Genomic DNA, 16,615 nt, shown 5'->3' on the forward strand with positions numbered 1-16,615 from the left:
ATCAGAAAATTACCAACCGCAGTCATGTTACCACCGTCAGTATAACGCCTCACTGATATGGCTCACGATGTTGGAAGTGAGGTTCTGGAAAGCGCCTCGCAGACCGGCGTTTTATTTTGGGTGAAAGCGAGATTGTTGATTTATTCTTCTGGCGGGTGATGGTGTTTTATACCTATATGGATATAATCAAGGGGGAGGGATGACGAAACCACTTTACTGGGTTGGGCATGCCAGGAAAGATCTACAGGGAATGCCAGAACATGTTCGGGATACGTTTGGGTTTGCTCTTTGGCTGGCGCAGCAGGGTAAGCAGCATTCACAGACTAAACCGTTAAAAGGATTTGGTGGGGCGGGGGGTTCTGGAAGTTGTAGAGGATTATCACGGCAACACATGGCGGGCGGTTTACACTATCCAGTTGAAAAATGCAGTTTATGTTCTGCATGTTTTTCAGAAAAAATCTGTTTCCGGGAAGGCAACGCCCAAACCCGAAATTAATTTGATTTACCAGCGGCTTAAGGCTGCACAGCGGCATGCGCAGGAGAGTGGATATGTCACATGATGTCGAAACCAGTAGCGGCAACGTTTACGCTGATTTGGGTGAGTATGACGCGGAACAGATGCAGTTGAAGGCGCAACTGGCAATGGTGATTGGTGAGACTTTGCAATGCAAAGGGTTAACGCAGCAGCAGGCTGCACAGATGCTGGGGATGACGCAGCCTAAGCTTTCCAACTTATTACGTGGGCAGTTTCGCGGTATCAGTGAAGCAAAGATGCTGGAGTGTCTGGTGAAACTGGGCCGCGATGTTGAGATTGTGGTAGGAAAAGAGGGTAATGTGCAGGGCACGCTGAAAGTAAGCTTTGGCTGATATCCCCATTCAAGCTTAAATGGTCAATCCAATACCCAGCACCTTTATCACTGCCAGTGTGGTTTTCAGCGTCGGGTTTGTGCCAAGAGCGGAAGTTGTATATTCACTTGGATGCGACAGATTCAGGTATGGTGATTCGCCATTACGCGTAGTTGATATTTTATCAACGTACTATCCTGGAAAGGATAAAATCCACACGTTCCTCTACAGAAACACATGGCAATTCTATCAACTGATAATCATACGTACGGTATGTTTTCACCATTGCCTGATATGTCGCTACGGCGACATCGAAAGATTGTTTACGCTCTGTATCCTGTACATATATGTCACGCCAGGGTGGTGCAATAAATACGGTTCGGTTATAGCGAAATTTCTCGATGGCATTTTCCAAATGCCTCGGTATGGTAAGTTCAGAAAGGCTTAAATAACCTACAACATCAGGAATGCCACGGTCGAATAAGCATGGTTGTGTTTGCCCTTCAGCTTCGTGCCACGAACGCATTTCCCAGGATAGCATGAGCTCTGCAAATGCAGTCTGGTTGGCCCACGGTAATGCATTGCCATCTATGTTCACCTGGTCTTGTATAACGCCTCTTCCCGCTTCTTTAGAGCACCAAAACCCTCGTTTTTTAATCGTATCAATTATCGTGCTTTTGCCTGACCCTGGACCACCTGTAAGAATGAAACGATGTTGAAAAGCTGAAGACATTGAACCCTCCTGTGCATTTATAGACGCGATACAGCAGCAATACTGATGGCGCACGTTTCATGAGTTGCCAGATTACTTGTTGATGGTTTTACTAACTACATTTTATTCCCATCGAATGTCTGCTCCTCGCTCTAAACAGACCTTCAGAAAGGCGATATAAAGTACTGCCTCTTACACTTCAATTCCCTTCTGTTTCAGCTCTTTTCTAATCACACGTTTAATCCAGGCTGCCAACGATTCATCGCCATCCTGCCGCCGTGCTTCTTCCATCGCTTTGCGCAGTTCCGGATCCAGACGGAATTGAAACGGGGGATTGCCTCTTCTTTCGTTCATGTGTGTTGATACCTTAATTACACAAGAGTAGCGTGTGTATGTGTGATGACACATTACTCTCACACACCAAACATGACAACGCCCCGAAAGTGCGGGAACACGATCAGGGCGTCTAACCACAACATTACATCAGCCAGTTGATTCCCTCGCTGGCGCAGTTGGAAGTCAAAGCTGACCAGCAATTGTTTGCTGTTGCATAGTACCTAAAATAAACAGAGCGCCCATCCCTGGCGCTCTGTTCCTGCTCTCTTACCCCGCCCGCGCAAATTTTGCCGCTTCGGCGATCAGCGCGTCATCCGGGCGTACGCCGGTGTACATGGCGAACTGCTCTACGGCCTGTAAGGCAATCACCTCTGCACCGCTGATGGTCTTTTTACCCAACTGCTGTGCCAGCTTAATCACCGGTGTTTCCGGCGGCAGAGCGACGACGTCAAACACCACGCTGGCGGCAGCGACCATCGTTTCGCTGTAGGCCAGCTCATCGCTCTCTTTACCGCCAGCCATACCGACGGGCGTCACGTTGACCAGAATATCGCAGGTAATCCCTTCCGGCTGCGGCTGCCACTGGAAACCGTACTGTTTTGCCAGCGCCGGGCCGCTCTCCCGGTTACGGGCAGCGACGACTACATCGTGAAAACCGGCATCGCGAAATGCGGCAATGACCGCTTTACCCATTCCACCGCTGCCGCGGATCATGACGCGCGCGTTGCTATTGAGCTGGTGGCTGGTAATCAGGCTTTTTACCGCAATGTAGTCGGTGTTAAATCCTGTCAGCGTACCGTTGTCATTGACGATGGTGTTGACGGAGTCAATGACTTTTGCTGAAGGATCGATGGCATCCAGAAACGGCATACAGCTCTCTTTAAACGGCATAGAGACCGCACAGCCGCGAATTCCGAGTGCGCGAACACCTTTCACTGCGGCCTCAATATCCTGCGTAGTAAAGGCTTTGTAGATAAAATTTAACCCTAGCTTTTCATACAGATAGTTGTGAAAGCGCGTGCCAAAATTGCCGGGGCGTCCGGCAAGCGACATGCACAACTGGGTGTCGCGGTTAATCATGTTAAATTTCCTCGGCGTGAGACAATATGTACTGTTCGGCTTCCTGCGACCAGATCCCCTGATGACGCTCCAGGATATCGCGCAAGGCCGGATCGTCAATCTGGGTGAGCGCAGTTAATGGCAATGCTTTTCCGGTGTAAACCAGTTTTTTACCCCCACCGACTTGCGGCAGTTCCAGCGTTGTTTCTCCTGCCGCATTTAATCCCAGAATGTGCGTCACCACTTTTGCCGCCTGAACTTTCTTCTCTTCGATCAGTTTTACCGCCGCGCGCATGTCGTCGGTATTGCCGCCAGATGTCCCAACATAATGGGTGAAGGCGTAGTGCACGTCGTAGAAGTTAATCGGCGCGCTAAACTGCTTATCCTGCGGACCGGCAAAGAAGTTCATGCAGCCATCGGCAGCCAGCAGGGAAGAGGCCAGCGTAACCAACTGTTCGTTGGGCACAAACACAAAGATGTCATCAAACCCGTGCCCGCCGCTCAATGCCATCAAGGTGTCATAAGCTGCATCCTGGGCGTGAAGGTAGTGGATCAACGTTTGTGGTTCTGATGGATAGTGCTTGCGGGCGTAGCTCAGCTTGTCGTTATTGGTGTCGGTTACCACCAGCAGCGCCGGGTTAACCGGGCCATGCAACGCATAGTCGATCGCCAGCAGTCCCATCGGCCCGGTGCCGCCGAGTATCAGTGTACGCCCCTGCGGACGAATGCCCATCTTGTGGTTATAAGTGCCTTCCTGTAGGTGATAGTTGGCGTTGAATGCGCCAATCACGCAGGACAGCGGCTCAACCAGCGAGCCTTCAAAATAGGTTTCACCTTCGTAGGCTAACAGGCAGTCCTGCTCCATGACTTCATCAGGAATGATAACGTGCGTGGCTTCACCGCCTACCCACGGGAAGGAGTAGCCGGGGCAGTCCGGGCGATCCGGCAGTTGCAGGTTAGCCTGAATGACATAGCGTTGGCCGGGCTGAAACTTGTGCTGCCATTTTTTGCCTACGGCAATAATGTCGCCGCAAAACTCGTGACCGATGATGATCGGGTTGGTGGCCACATCGTCCGGCACCTTTTTGTGGTTCTCGCCCTGGTTAGCCTCTTTCCAGGACGAAAGGCACAGGCTGTCGGTTACGACTGAGGCCAGAATTTCATCGTCCTGCATTTCAGGAAGATCGAAGGTTTCCAGGCGCAGATCGCGTTTACCATAAAGGCGTAAAGCTGTTGTTGTTTGCATTGTTACCACCTCTTCCTCTTTCGAGGACTATTTGTTGAAGTTGCCCCGGCATCGCCGGAGCGAAAAAAATCAGGACAGAAAGCCCAGCGCGTTGCCGATAATCCCCAGAGCAAACAGGGCGAAGATCAGCCATACCGGATTAATTTTCTTGTTGAGCAGACGCACCATCAGCAGCGTCAGACCCAGCGCCAGCAGGCCGGGGCAGAGTTGGTCGAGAATGTTCTGCACGGTCATGGTGACGGTGGTGCCGTCTGCGCCAGGCGTTTGTGATACCACCAGCGGCACGTTGATGCTGGTCCATTTGGTGACCAACACCCCCATGACAAACAGGCCGAGAATTGATGCGCCTTCGGTCAACTTTTGCAGCAGGTTGCCGCCCATGTCGCTGACGATATTGACCCCTTTACGAAAGCCAAGCTGTAAGCCGTACCACTTCATTGCCAAACGTACTGCATTGAAAATAAAGAAGAACAATAGTGGGCCGAGAATGTTTCCGGACAGCGCCAGCGATGCGCCGAGCGCGGCGGTAATCGGGCGCAATGTTCCCCAGACCAACGGGTCGCCAACACCGGCCAGCGGACCCATCAGCCCAACTTTGATGCCGTTGATGGCCCCGTCATCAATTTCCGCACCGTTGGCGCGAGCTTCCTCCATCGCGGCGGTCACGCCAATCACCGGGCCGCAAACGGCAGGCGTAGTGTTGAAAAACACCAGGTGGCGTTTGAGTGCCGCAACCTGGTCCTCTTTCAGTGGATACAGGCGCTTAATGGCAGGGATCATGTCGTAGCAAAAGCCCAGCCCATGAATGCGTTCAAAGTTGAATGACGCCTGTTGCAGGTTGGAGCGAACAAATATGCTAAACAGGTCGGATTTGGTCAGTTTTTTCTGTTCCATGGCTGGCTCCATTAGTCATCAAGCTGATCGAGAGCTTGAGAAGAGGCGGGTTGCGCCTGCGGTTCGGCTTTACGCCACTGTGGGTTCAACTGGATGTAGACCAGCGCGATAATCACGCCAACCCCACCGAAAGCCAGCAGGCTCAAATCGAGATAACCCCCAGCGATAAACCCGAGGAAGAAGAAGGGCATCAGGTACTTCACGCCCATCATGCGCAGCACCATGGCGTAGCCGACCACCACGATAAAGCCGCCGGCAATCTGCAATCCGCGGGTGACGAATTCCGGAATGGCGTTGAGCATATTGCTGACCATATCGGCGCTGACAAACAGCGAGACGATTAATGCAGGAATGGCAACGCGCAGCGCCTGTACGCCGAGAGCGGAAACGTGCAGCATGTCGATGGTGCGAAAGCGGGCGTCTTCGGCTGCTTTATCCGCCGCGTGCTGGAACACCACGGTGATGGTACGGGCAAAGACAGTTAGTACCTGACCTGCCGCCGCGACTGGCAGGGCGATAGCGATACCGGTCGCAATACTTTGCTGACCGACGATGACCAGAATGGCGGAGATAATACTGGCGAGCGCCGAATCGGGAGACTGTGCTGCGCCGACGTTCATCCAGCCAAGAGCGATTAACTACAGCGTGCCGCCGAGCATAATCCCGGTTTTTAAATCACCGAGGATCAGGCCGATAATGGTACAAGCAATGAGCGGACGGTGGGTCTGGAACTCATCCAGCACGCTGCCCATTCCGGCAATACAGGAAAATAGGAATATGGCGATAATTTGTAGGGTACTTATTTCCATAATATGTCACCTTGTGAATGTGATCATCCCTGCCTGTTAAAGCATAAGTACACAGGCATTTTTATTTATTCAGCGAACGATTGTTCTTCTATTTTTTCGAGAATATTAATAGATGGATCGGATGCGACGACACGTAAATCCAGCGTGACACCCAGTTTATCTAACTCACGAAACGCATTAATGTCGTCGTTATCTAAAGAAACGGCTTTGGTTAATTGTTTTTTACCTGGCCGCCAGGCCATACCACCAATATTTAACGTGGCGATTTTCACGCCTTGCTTGACCATTGCCAATGCATCCTGCGGGCGGGTAAATAGATAAAAAACGGTTTCGTTCTGGTATTGCGGATTATGGTAAACTGCGACCGCCTTTTCGATATTAACAACGTTCACTTTCATTCCCGGCGGGGCGGCCTGACGTAATAATGTGCGACGTACTTCATCGTTATAAACGTCGTCATTACAGATAATAATCCGTTGGGCATTCGCCACCTTCGACCAGACGGTGGTGACCTGACCGTGGATCAGGCGGTCATCAATACGAGCAAGGGTAATGTTCATCAGAAATCCTCTTCGGTCGTTTCCAGATGTTGCCAGACGACACAGGTTTGTTGAGCAATGGTCGTCAGGTGTTCGCACAGTTCATCCACATTCATACTGCTTTGGTTGTCTACCAGTTCCAGCGCCAACGGCAGTGATAACCCGCTGATGACCCGTATCGCCGGATTGTGCATCGCCAGCGTCGCGGCGGCATTCCAGGGACTGCCACACTGCAAATCGACGGCAATCAGCCATTCATCGCCAGTGTGAATACTTACTAACTTTTTCAGCTTTTCCACAATGTCGCTGGCGTTCTCTCCGGGGACAAATGCCACGGCTTCAACGTTGGCATCACCGTAAACCATCTGTACAGATTCCAGCATGGCGCAGGCCAGTTTGCCGTGAGCACAGAAGATTGCATTGACCATAAATCCTCCTTAGCCGCGCGTTTTCCCGCCCGCAATGTTAGTGGTTACTCCGGTGATGTAACTGGCGCGCTCAGACAAAAGATAACAAACAAAATCAGCTACTTCGCTTAAGCGCCCTGAGCGACCAATCGGGATCGCGTTCCTGGTGTAGCCTTCGCGCAGCTGTTCGACAGTGATGTTGCGAGTCCAGGCCAGCGCTTCTTCATACTCGGGGGTGCGCAGTCCGGTTTTTTCCAGGATGCCAGGCGCAATACCCACCACACGAATGCCGTGTTTGCCCAACTCTTTCGACCAGGAACGGGTAAAGCTATTCAATGCGGCTTTGGTAGCGGCATAACAGCTTTGACCTTCAGAACCTTCCAGTCCGCTTTCGGAAGAGACATTCACAATCACGCCGTTACGCTGTTTTACCATTTGGCGTGCCGCTGCCTGCGACATTAAGAACACACCTTTCTGGTTGATATTAACCATTTTTTCAAAAGCGGCTTCGTTGAGTTCGTATTGTCCGGCGGGGGCTTTTTCATCGACCAGCAGACGCGGAAAATTAACGCCAGCATTATTTACCAGCCCATCAATACGTCCGTAGCGTTGGATAATTTCAGCGACAGTATGATTAACCTCTTTGGCGCTGGAAATATCCGTTGGCCAGAAATGATACCCGTCATGACTATCGTATTTACCTTCTCCGCCATGAATATCTGCCATTTGCACATTAGCGCCTTGCGCTAATAACTCCTCGACAATCGCCAGACCAATTCCGGATGCACCACCGGTAACAATAATGACTTTGCCCTGCAAGTTTAACCACGTTTGCATAATAAACTCCCGATTTCAGATAAGGGGATCCCACATAAAATTAATTATGGCAGGACCAATTAGAATTTATTTACTTCAACAATAATTCAGCGGTATGGCTGTTGGTGACTAAACAGTTAATATAATTCCCACGTAATGCGCCTAATATCCCACTGTATTTTTCTTCACCCATTGCAATGCCAATGGAGTAACGCGCCTGTTTTAATTTATTGGTTTCGATGGAAAGCGTCTTTTCACTCATATTGGTTTCTACGGTTACACCGTTGATATCGTAAAAGCGCGAGCAAATGTCTCCAGCGACCTGGCGGGCATGCAGGTCATCACTCTCTTCACTGCCGTAAAAAGCGTGCCAGTTGGCGCCATCACGTATCGCCGGAGATCCAATCCCGACCAGCGCGATGTCCAGATTATCCCAGTACGCGGAAATCGATTTAAAATGTCGTGACTGCATGATCCCGTTACGGATCAGCGGGTTTTCCAGCAGTGCCGGAAAATCTGCCAGGTGTGATTCCCCTTTGAGCTTTGCCGCTGCGCCGTAGGTCAGTGTATTGACGTGGTAGCGGCTTTCAAGTTTGCCGGATGGTCCGCCGATAATCGGTACGCAGATCAGCTGGCGCGACTGGCTGGCAGGAGATAACCCTTCCACCAGTCCCCGAACCGCGCGACCCCATGAGAACCCGATAATGTCCCCAGGTTCCAGTAAGCGTTCCAGCAACTGTGCGCCATGTACGCCCATCATATTAAGTTGTTCATCTTCCTGCTCGCTGTCGCAGGAGACTACGACCGCCTCTTTCAGGCCAAATTTTTGTTTTAGTTGCTGTTCCAGCCACAGATTTTCGTTGTAGTCGTAATTAATGGCGATGGTGACGATACCCTGCTCGCGGCCACGTTTTAGTAAACGGCTGATCGTGGTGCGATAAATCCCCAGCTCGCGGGCGATTTGCGCTTGTGTCATATCCTGCTCGTAATAAAGCTGCGCTATTTTTACGATCAGGCGGATATCATCGCTGTTTTCCGTCGCCATTTTTGAACTCCTGCACATTTGTGCAAATCACGAAATTGCCTTCTTGATCTGATATAACCCCATCTGTTCTCCATCTCAAAGCTATTTTCACTTATTTCAGCGCGCTAAACTGGCCGATTATGTTGCACATTTGATGTGGCGATAGCGCGTTGTTGGCACAGATGTGCTTGCATCTCTAATGTATTGATTCTGCTTGTTTTCACTCAACAAAATTGCAGGGATGGATCGCTGACACTTTTGTGTCAAAAGGTGTGACGGATCACAAATAGCGCGTGGGCAGTCGAACACGATTATTTTTTATCGTCCGCAAGGTAGGGTATATTTCGCTTTTAATACACAAAGTCATGCAAGTTGTATCAAGGCGGCAAGGGAGCGAATCCCTGGGAGCATAGATTGCTATGTGACCTGGGTGAGTGAGGGCAGCCAACGCAGAGACAGCTTGAAGGATGAAGTGTATACAGGAGAAACTATGCTGCCCGACTCATCCATCCGATTAAATAAATACATCAGTGAAAGCGGAATCTGCTCGCGTCGCGAGGCGGATCGCTTTATCGAACAAGGGAATGTCTTCCTGAATGGTAAACGCGCCACCATCGGCGATCAGGTGATGCCTGGCGACGTCGTAAAAGTAAATGGTCGGTTGATTGAGCCGCGTGAAGCGGAAGATCTGGTTTTTATCGCGCTGAACAAGCCGGTAGGGATTGTCAGCACCACCGAAGACAGCGAACGCGACAACATTGTTGATTTCGTGAATCACAGCAAGCGCGTGTTTCCAATTGGTCGTCTGGACAAAGATTCTCAGGGACTTATCTTTCTGACCAACCACGGCGACCTGGTGAATAAAATCCTGCGTGCCGGTAACGATCACGAAAAAGAGTATCTGGTGACGGTAGATAAGCCGGTCACTGATGATTTTATCCGTGGGATGGGGGCAGGTGTGCCAATCCTCGGCACCGTCACCAAAAAATGTAAGGTGAAGAAAGAAGCTCCGTTTGTGTTTCGCATCACGCTGATTCAGGGGCTGAACCGTCAAATCCGTCGTATGTGCGAACACTTTGGTTATGAAGTTACCAAACTTGAGCGTACGCGTATCATGAACGTTGGTTTGTCCGGCCTGCCGCTGGGTGAATGGCGCGACCTGACAGATGACGAACTGATTGATCTGTTCAAGCTGATTGAGAACTCGTCCTCAGAAGCCAAACCGAAGGTGAAAGCGAAGCCAAAAACCGCAGGCATTAAGCGCCCGGTGGTGAAAATCGAAAAAGCCGCGGAGAAAGAGAAATCGCGCCCGGCGGCAAACGGTAAGCGTTTTACTTCGCCGGGGCGTAAGAAGAAAGGGCGTTAACGTCTGCCGCGCGTTGGCGTATTCGCTGACCATGAAAACGATGCTTCCGCATCCGGTTTATAAGCCTGCTTTTTCTTCAACTGGCGGGCTTTTTTAGCTTCTGCCTCGCGCAAGGCCATCAGCTTATCGATGTACTCTTTCTTGATGCTGTTGGTCTCTGCGTTGGTCAGCAGACGACCATGCGCAATGCGCGCGCGGTCGAGCAGCGTTTTCAGTTCACGCTGTTCGCGCTCGGTCATCTCTTTTTGGGTAATGCGGGGGAGTGCCATAAGGGTGCCCTCTGTTAGCCGATAACCTCAGTGTACGGTAATTCGTGCAGAATAAAACTAATCCTGAAAGAGCCTCGCAAAATATAGCTTGTTGAAGTGACGGAATTTCTATTCTGATTTAGCGTAATGACAGGAAAACGTGTGGGTTACACATTTTATTGTTTGTATAAAATTTTATACAAGGATGTGTTATGCTTTCAATAAGGCGGGCCTTAAAGCCCATTGTCTGGATTGGCAGTTCATTTGATGATTTACGAAGCTTTCCTGAGGATATACGTAAAACCGCTGGTTTTCAGTTACATCGTTTACAGGCGGGATTAGAAGCTGCTGACTGGAAGCCGATGCCAGAGATAGGTCGCGGTGTTGAGGAGGTAAGGCTCAGGTATGAATCTGGCGCATACCGAATCATCTACATTGCTCGCTATGCTAACGCGGTCTATGTACTGCATTGCTTCAATAAAAAGACAAAACGTACTTCTGAGCACGATAAACACATTGCTAAAGTTAGATATCGAACGGCTTTGCAAGAAGACAGGAATCAGAAATGAACAATACCGTTGATAATAAGGTTCGCCATGTAACCTCTCCGGATGTCAATATTTTTGCCGAACTGGGGTTTGCAGAAGCGGAAGCGAAGAGCTTAAAGCATGATGCTGAATGCGAGGTTGAACAACTCATTCACCTGAAGCAGCAGTTGATGCAAGAAATTTCCGGATGGATTGATGAAAACCATCTGAAACAAGCGGAAGCTGCTGCGAAACTGAATATTTCCCGGCCCCGTGTTTCAGATGTTGTTAATCAAAAAACCAACAAATTTACCCTTGATGCTCTGGTCATGATGCTGGTGAAGTTAGGAAAACCAGTAAAAGTACAGATTGGGTAATGTTAGATATCGTTATTGTATCTGATCGCTGCGAACGCTTTCCCAGCTCAGCCCGAAGCGGGCGAGATATTTGCGCAGGCGGTCTGCATCGTTAGGATTGGCTTTTTTCTGCCGTGAGACGGCAAACAGTTCGCGTCCGGCTTCCGATAGCGACGCGCTGCGGCGGCACACTTCCAGCACCGTTTCTAACTGGCGGCGATCGAAAAGGTCAATGTCCATGTTCAGTTCCGGTTGCGAAGCGGTAATCTGCCAACTCTCCTTTAACAGCGCAATTTCTTCTTCGACAAGGGATAAGGTGATGCGCCCCTGTTCGGCAAGCGTCGCCATTCGCGCGATGGATGAACTTAGCTCGCGAAAATTGCCGCGCCACTGCGCCTGTGGGGAGCAGGCAAATGCCAGATAACAAGCACGAGCCTCTTTGTCGAAACGGATCTGCATCTGTTTGCTGCTGGAAAAACGGTGTAGCTCATACTCGACGTTCGGGGCGATATCTTCCCGCCGCTGCGCCAGACCGGGCAGGGCGAAGCTCCACATGTTGATACGCGCATAGAGATCTTCGCGAAAACGGCCCTCGGCGACCCATTGCTGCATATCACGATGGGTTCCGGCAATCAGCTGAAAATCGCTGTGTACCTCTTTGTCCGATCCAAACGGGAAAAAGGTTTTTTCTTCTATCGCTTTTAGCAGCATAGCCTGCTCATCCAACCCCAGTTCGGCTATCTCATCAAGAAACAGCACGCCGCCATCTGCTTCTCGCAGTAGTCCGCTGCGTGCCGTGAGTGCGCCGGTAAACGCTCCTTTCACGTGACCGAACAACGTAGACATCGCGTTGTCGCCACGCAGGGTTGCGCAGTTGACGGCGACCAGTTTTCCCGCCACCAGATGCCTCGACTGGCGTAGCTGAAAAATACGTTTCGCCAGGAAGGATTTACCCGCGCCGGTGGGGCCGGTGAGCAGGATCGGGTCGGTCGAACGTAGAGCCACACGCTCAATGCGATCGATAAGTTTATTGAAGGTGGCGTTGCGCGTATCAATACCGGCCTTCAGGAAAGAGACCGACTGCTGCTGTTCGCGCTGAAAACGACTGGTGAGCGTGGCGTAGCGGCTTAAATCGAGATCGATTACCGAGCAAACGCCAGCGGCGACGGCCTCATCCGATGAACCGGCTGGTGCCGGACTGGTTTGCAGCAGGCTGGCGGGCAGGTAGCGGGCTTCCGTTAGCAGAAACCAGCAGATCTGCGCGACGTGCGTTCCGGTGGTGATGTGCACCAGATACTCTTCGTTTTCCGTATCAAAGCTGTAGTGGGTGGCGAAGTCGAGAAAGGCGGCGTAGACCTCTTCAAAATCCCAGGGGTCGTTAATGGTCACGGCATGTGGGCGTACTTCGGTGTCAGGTGAGAGCAGCGCGACGTCTTCAATCAACCTTTGCGCCATGCCCTCATCGCGTGGCTGGTGGAGCAGTTCCAGTCTGTCGACAGGGAAATCAGGCTGTTGGCACAATCCAACCGTGGGTCGCCACTTTTTAAATCGATTAGCGCGTTTACCGCGCTTGTCCAGCACCGTACCCAGTACGCCAATTACAACCCGCCGCTTTTTCATGGTTTATCCAAAAAGATAAATTAAGAGATTAAAAGATAAAAAAATTAACCGAGTGAGACAACTGCCAATATTGGCAACAATAATTAAATTTATATAAATCAATAAATTAAAAATAACCCATGACGATTTTCATTTCTGGCACGCTTCTGGCAATAACTATTACGTCAATCACGCTGAAAACGCAGGGGGTTAAACCCCGCCGGCACGTCAGGAACGGTACAGGCTGTTTTCCGGGAGTGTTCCGTCAGCCGATGACACACAGTGGGTTCGATTCCCAATTTCATCCTCCAAATGAAAACTGGTTGTTAATCATAGGAATAAAGCGGAGCAATGCGCAGTTAGCACGCTCCAGAACAGGCTGCCGGTAATGATGCCGTGCGACAGGCAAAAGGGAATTCCCCTGTCGCTTCGCCCCTGCACCCGCACCTGACTCACAATAAGGAATAAAAAATGATGAAAAAAATCACTATTCGTAAAGGCCAGCTTGGCCTGTTATCCCGACAGGGTGATTACTATCAGGTACTGGATGCAGGTGAACACCGTTTGCCATGGTTTAACACACCGGACGTTCTGGTGATCAATACCGATGGCAGCGAGATTCCGGAAGCGCTGGCGGAGTATTTACGCCGCTTCCAGCCTGGATGGGTGGAGCAGTACTGTGTGGTGGCTGATTTAACCGATACCGAAGCGGGTGCGCTGTATGTGAACGGCGTCTTGCAGGAAATTTTGCCACCGGCCACGCGCCGTTTGTACTGGCGCGCAGAGGAAGCACTGAAACTGGTGCGCATGGATACGCGTCAGGTTTTAGTACCGGTTGAGGTGATGAATGCGGTGTTACAGCCACGACGTAACGGTACGGTGAAAGGTCGTGAAGCCATCTTAACGGTGCAGGTTCCTGCGTGGCACGTTGGCGTGCTGAAAATTGATGGCGAAACCCAGGCGCTGTTGCCGCCGGGGTTGACCGCATACTGGAAGGTAAACCATCTGATTGAAGCCGAAGTTGTTGATACCCGCTTACAGGTGCTGGAAGTCGGTGGGCAAGAGATCCTGACCAAAGATAAGGTCAATCTGCGTTTAAATCTGGCCGCAAACTGGCGTTATGGCGATGTGTTGCTCGCTTTTGGTCAACTGACCAAACCGTTGGATCATCTTTACCGCGAGTTGCAGTTTGCCCTGCGTGAAGCGGTGGGAACGCGCACGCTGGACGAGCTGTTGGAAGATAAGCAGGTGATCGATGAGGTGGTGAGCGCGCAGGTGAAAGCCCGAATGACGCCGTTTGGTATCGAGGTCGCTTCGCTCGGCGTGAAAGATATAGTCCTGCCGGGGGATATGAAGGCCATCCTGTCCCAACTGGTTGAAGCCGAGAAATCCGCCCAGGCCAACGTGATCCGCCGTCGTGAAGAGACTGCCGCGACGCGATCGCTGTTAAATACCGCGAAAGTGATGGAAAACAACCCGGTGGCGCTGCGCTTAAAAGAGCTGGAAACCCTCGAAAGAGTCGCTGAACGTATCGATAAAATCTCGGTGTTCGGGGGCCTCGACCAGGTGCTGCACGGCCTCGTGAACATAAAAGGATAAGAATAATGAGCTACAACACAGTGGACGGCGCGATGCGTGAAAGGGTATTGCGCCAGCTAAAAGAGGTTGAGCAGCGCTATGAAGTCAGGGTGCTGTATGCCTGTGAATCCGGCAGCCGTGGCTGGGGATTTGCCTCGCCGGACAGCGACTACGACGTGCGATTTCTCTATGTTCATCCGCCTGAGTGGTATCTGCGGGTCGAAGCGCCACGAGATGTTATCGAGTTGCCGATAGATGATGAGCTGGACGTGTGTGGCTGGGAATGGCGCAAGGCGCTGGGGTTACTGAAAGGCGCGAACCCTACGCTTATCGAGTGGCTGGACTCGCCAGTGGTCTATCGGCAGGATGAAGTGACCGTGTCGGCGCTGAAAGCGTTGGTGCCCAAATGGTTTTCCCCGCTACGTGCCCGCTGGCACTACTACTCGATGGCGCGAAAAAACTTCCGTGGCTATCTGCAAGGTGACGACGTGCGATTGAAAAAGTACTTTTACGTCATTCGGCCGCTGCTGGCGGTGCGTTGGGTGGAAGCGGGGAAAGGCGTGCCGCCAATGCGTTTTGCCGACCTGCTGGCGGGAAGTGAACTGGATGCGCCGTTGCGTCAGGAAATTGATGAACTGCTGGAACGCAAGCAGTGTGCAGGTGAAGCGGAATACGGCCCGCGACGTCCACTGTTGCATGCGTTTATCCGCGCCGAACTGGAAAGAGGAGAGATTCCGCCGACGTTACCGGATTGCCGGGAAGGCGATGTCAGGGAGCTGGACAGATTGTTATATGAAACGGTGATGCGGTGAAAATGCCCGATGGTACAAGAGCCATCGGGCGTTGGAATCTACTCACTCAAACAAATTATGGTGCAGCTTCTGTACCACTTGTTCGGCTTCAGTACCGGGCACCAGGAAGCACAGGTTATGGCTGGATGCGCCGTAGCAAATCATGCGGATATTGAACGGTTCCAGTACGCCGAACACCTCTTTACCCACGCCACAGGCTTTGGACAGGTCGTTGCCAATCAGTGCCACCAGCGCCAGGCCTTCTTCCACTTCAACCCGACACAGGGCAGACAGTTCCATCAGCAGAGACTGTGTTAACAGTGTATCGCCGGTGGAGGTGGAGCCTGTAGTATCCAGCGTCAGCGCCACGCTGACTTCGGATGTGGTAATCAAATCTACCGAGATATTGTGGCGCGCCAGGATGCCGAACACTTCCGCTAAAAAGCCGCGAGAGTGCAGCATATTCAGGCTATGCAGCGTTAGCAGCGTTTGCTTACGGCGCAGTGCCAGCGCCCGGAACAGCGGTGGATTCGCGGTTTTATTGCATACCAGCGTACCGCCTGCTTTTGGATCCTTACTGGAGCCAACAAACACCGGGATATCGCTACGTACGGCAGGTAACAACGTTGCCGGGTGCAACACTTTTGCGCCGAAGGTCGCCATTTCTGCGGCCTCTTCAAAGGCGATTTCATCAATACGCTGCGCCGCCGGAACAACGCGCGGATCGGTCGTGTAAATGCCGGGAACATCGGTCCAGATATCGACGCGCGTGGCGTGCAGCGCTTCGGCCAGCAGGGCAGCCGTATAATCGCTCCCGCCGCGCCCCAGCGTGGTGGTGCGGCCTTTGCCTTCACTGCCGATAAAGCCCTGAGTAATCACCAGACCTTCGCTCAGACGCGGGGCTAACTGGAGCGTTGCCAGTTCGGCCAGCGCCACGACATCGGGTTCTGCGCGGCCAAAACGATCGTTGGTGCGCATCACTTTACGTACGTCAAACCACTGCGCCTGCACGTTGCGTTCACGCAGGATCTCGACGAACAGCAGGGTAGACATCAGTTCACCGTGGCTGACCAGTTCGTCGGTCAGCGCGGTTGAGGTCGCCAGTGACGCCGCCTCAGCCAGCGTGGTGATGTTTTCCAGCAGACGTTCGATCTCTTCACGGATCACGTTTGGATAACGCAGGCGCTCCAGAATATTGAACTGAGTTTGACGAATGGCGTCGAGTTTTTCGAAGCGCGCGGTTGGCTCCAGCCCTTCAGCCAGTGCGACCAGCAGGTTGGTGATCCCCGCAGAAGCGGAAAGTACCACTACACGGACGTTAGCATCAGAAAGCACTACATCAGCGCTGCGATTCATGGCATCAAAATCCGCCACGCTGGTACCGCCAAACTTGGAGACAACTACATCAGTCATAACTACCTCGTGTCAGGGAATGAATAGAGCGACCATGGCACATAAGGCA

General features: G+C 51.7%; 18 protein-coding genes and 2 pseudogenes. 7 read left to right on the forward strand and 13 right to left on the reverse strand.

The window, feature by feature from the left end:
- Nucleotides 1–199 precede the first annotated feature (199 nt).
- Together BZK41_RS17040 and BZK41_RS17045 are read left to right on the forward strand one after the other, a co-directional pair.
- Nucleotides 200–560: pseudogene (locus BZK41_RS17040) on the forward strand (type II toxin-antitoxin system RelE/ParE family toxin).
- On the forward strand, nucleotides 550–867 hold the full coding sequence (locus BZK41_RS17045; RefSeq protein ID WP_079938938.1) for a helix-turn-helix transcriptional regulator: 318 nt from the start codon (nucleotides 550–552) through the stop codon (nucleotides 865–867). Before BZK41_RS17040 ends, BZK41_RS17045 begins: the two are co-directional and overlap by 11 nt.
- A 163-nt stretch (nucleotides 868–1,030) precedes the next feature.
- Here BZK41_RS17045 and BZK41_RS17050 read toward each other — a convergent pair whose 3' ends face one another.
- The 10 genes and pseudogenes from BZK41_RS17050 to BZK41_RS17090 all read right to left on the reverse strand — a co-directional run bounded on the left by BZK41_RS17050 (nucleotide 1,031) and on the right by BZK41_RS17090 (nucleotide 8,709).
- The gene (locus tag BZK41_RS17050; RefSeq protein ID WP_079938939.1) at nucleotides 1,031–1,579 is read right to left on the reverse strand and encodes an AAA family ATPase; all 549 of its coding nucleotides are present in this window, start codon (nucleotides 1,577–1,579) and stop codon (nucleotides 1,031–1,033) included.
- 171 nt (nucleotides 1,580–1,750) lie between these two features.
- Nucleotides 1,751–1,912, reverse strand: coding sequence for a hypothetical protein (locus tag BZK41_RS26975; protein ID WP_139762616.1), 162 nt, complete (start codon nucleotides 1,910–1,912; stop codon nucleotides 1,751–1,753).
- A 249-nt stretch (nucleotides 1,913–2,161) separates the two neighbouring features.
- Entirely contained in the window at nucleotides 2,162–2,974 is an 813-nt protein-coding gene (locus BZK41_RS17055; RefSeq protein ID WP_079938940.1) for a shikimate 5-dehydrogenase, read from the reverse strand.
- A 1-nt stretch (nucleotide 2,975) separates the two neighbouring features.
- A complete protein-coding gene (gene sorE / locus BZK41_RS17060; RefSeq protein ID WP_079938941.1) occupies nucleotides 2,976–4,199 on the reverse strand; it encodes an L-sorbose 1-phosphate reductase in 1,224 nt (407 codons plus the stop codon).
- A gap of 69 nt (nucleotides 4,200–4,268) precedes the next feature.
- On the reverse strand, nucleotides 4,269–5,093 hold the full coding sequence (locus BZK41_RS17065; RefSeq protein ID WP_079938942.1) for a PTS system mannose/fructose/sorbose family transporter subunit IID: 825 nt from the start codon (nucleotides 5,091–5,093) through the stop codon (nucleotides 4,269–4,271).
- Nucleotides 5,094–5,104: 11 nt separating this feature from the next.
- Nucleotides 5,105–5,902: pseudogene (locus tag BZK41_RS17070) on the reverse strand (PTS mannose/fructose/sorbose transporter subunit IIC).
- A gap of 65 nt (nucleotides 5,903–5,967) precedes the next feature.
- A complete protein-coding gene (locus BZK41_RS17075; RefSeq protein WP_079938943.1) occupies nucleotides 5,968–6,462 on the reverse strand; it encodes a mannose/fructose/sorbose PTS transporter subunit IIB in 495 nt (164 codons plus the stop codon).
- Entirely contained in the window at nucleotides 6,462–6,869 is a 408-nt protein-coding gene (locus BZK41_RS17080; RefSeq protein WP_079938944.1) for a mannose/fructose/sorbose PTS transporter subunit IIA, read from the reverse strand. The genes BZK41_RS17075 and BZK41_RS17080 overlap by 1 nt, the downstream gene beginning before the upstream one ends.
- 9 nt (nucleotides 6,870–6,878) lie before the next feature.
- A complete protein-coding gene (locus BZK41_RS17085) occupies nucleotides 6,879–7,685 on the reverse strand; it encodes an SDR family oxidoreductase (RefSeq protein WP_079938945.1) in 807 nt (268 codons plus the stop codon).
- A 70-nt stretch (nucleotides 7,686–7,755) separates the two neighbouring features.
- A complete protein-coding gene (locus BZK41_RS17090; RefSeq protein ID WP_032942077.1) occupies nucleotides 7,756–8,709 on the reverse strand; it encodes a sugar-binding transcriptional regulator in 954 nt (317 codons plus the stop codon).
- 469 nt (nucleotides 8,710–9,178) lie between these two features.
- Between BZK41_RS17090 and rluF the strand changes: the two genes are divergently transcribed.
- Nucleotides 9,179–10,054: a 23S rRNA pseudouridine(2604) synthase RluF gene (gene rluF / locus BZK41_RS17095; RefSeq protein ID WP_079938946.1), complete on the forward strand. Its 876-nt coding sequence runs from the start codon at nucleotides 9,179–9,181 to the stop codon at nucleotides 10,052–10,054.
- Here rluF and BZK41_RS17100 read toward each other — a convergent pair.
- A complete protein-coding gene (locus BZK41_RS17100; RefSeq protein WP_003826541.1) occupies nucleotides 10,051–10,323 on the reverse strand; it encodes a DUF3811 domain-containing protein in 273 nt (90 codons plus the stop codon). The two genes, rluF and BZK41_RS17100, sit on opposite strands and share 4 nt — an antisense overlap.
- 191 nt (nucleotides 10,324–10,514) lie before the next feature.
- Between BZK41_RS17100 and BZK41_RS17105 the strand changes: the two genes are divergently transcribed.
- Together BZK41_RS17105 and BZK41_RS17110 are read left to right on the forward strand one after the other, a co-directional pair.
- Nucleotides 10,515–10,871: a type II toxin-antitoxin system RelE/ParE family toxin gene (locus BZK41_RS17105; RefSeq protein ID WP_016149391.1), complete on the forward strand. Its 357-nt coding sequence runs from the start codon at nucleotides 10,515–10,517 to the stop codon at nucleotides 10,869–10,871.
- Complete coding sequence (locus tag BZK41_RS17110) at nucleotides 10,868–11,206, forward strand: XRE family transcriptional regulator (protein ID WP_079938947.1); 339 nt, start codon at nucleotides 10,868–10,870, stop codon at nucleotides 11,204–11,206. The genes BZK41_RS17105 and BZK41_RS17110 overlap by 4 nt, the downstream gene beginning before the upstream one ends.
- Before the next feature lie 12 nt (nucleotides 11,207–11,218).
- Here the strand turns inward: BZK41_RS17110 and rtcR are convergent, their stop codons facing one another.
- Nucleotides 11,219–12,805, reverse strand: a complete 1,587-nt coding sequence (gene rtcR, locus BZK41_RS17115) for an RNA repair transcriptional activator RtcR (protein ID WP_079938948.1) — start codon at nucleotides 12,803–12,805, stop codon at nucleotides 11,219–11,221.
- A gap of 450 nt (nucleotides 12,806–13,255) precedes the next feature.
- Here rtcR and BZK41_RS17120 point away from each other — a divergent pair, with 450 nt between their 5' ends.
- The gene (locus tag BZK41_RS17120; protein ID WP_079938949.1) at nucleotides 13,256–14,383 is read left to right on the forward strand and encodes a slipin family protein; all 1,128 of its coding nucleotides are present in this window, start codon (nucleotides 13,256–13,258) and stop codon (nucleotides 14,381–14,383) included.
- Nucleotides 14,384–14,388: 5 nt separating this feature from the next.
- A complete protein-coding gene (locus BZK41_RS17125) occupies nucleotides 14,389–15,174 on the forward strand; it encodes a nucleotidyltransferase domain-containing protein (RefSeq protein ID WP_079938950.1) in 786 nt (261 codons plus the stop codon).
- Nucleotides 15,175–15,216: 42 nt separating this feature from the next.
- On the opposite strand, the gene lysC is transcribed toward BZK41_RS17125, so the two are convergent.
- The gene (gene lysC / locus BZK41_RS17130) at nucleotides 15,217–16,566 is read right to left on the reverse strand and encodes a lysine-sensitive aspartokinase 3 (RefSeq protein ID WP_079938951.1); all 1,350 of its coding nucleotides are present in this window, start codon (nucleotides 16,564–16,566) and stop codon (nucleotides 15,217–15,219) included.
- Between the last annotated feature and the right edge of the window lie 49 nt (nucleotides 16,567–16,615).

The organism is Citrobacter sp. A316 (assembly GCF_002042945.1).
GTDB lineage: Bacteria > Pseudomonadota > Gammaproteobacteria > Enterobacterales > Enterobacteriaceae > Citrobacter > Citrobacter portucalensis.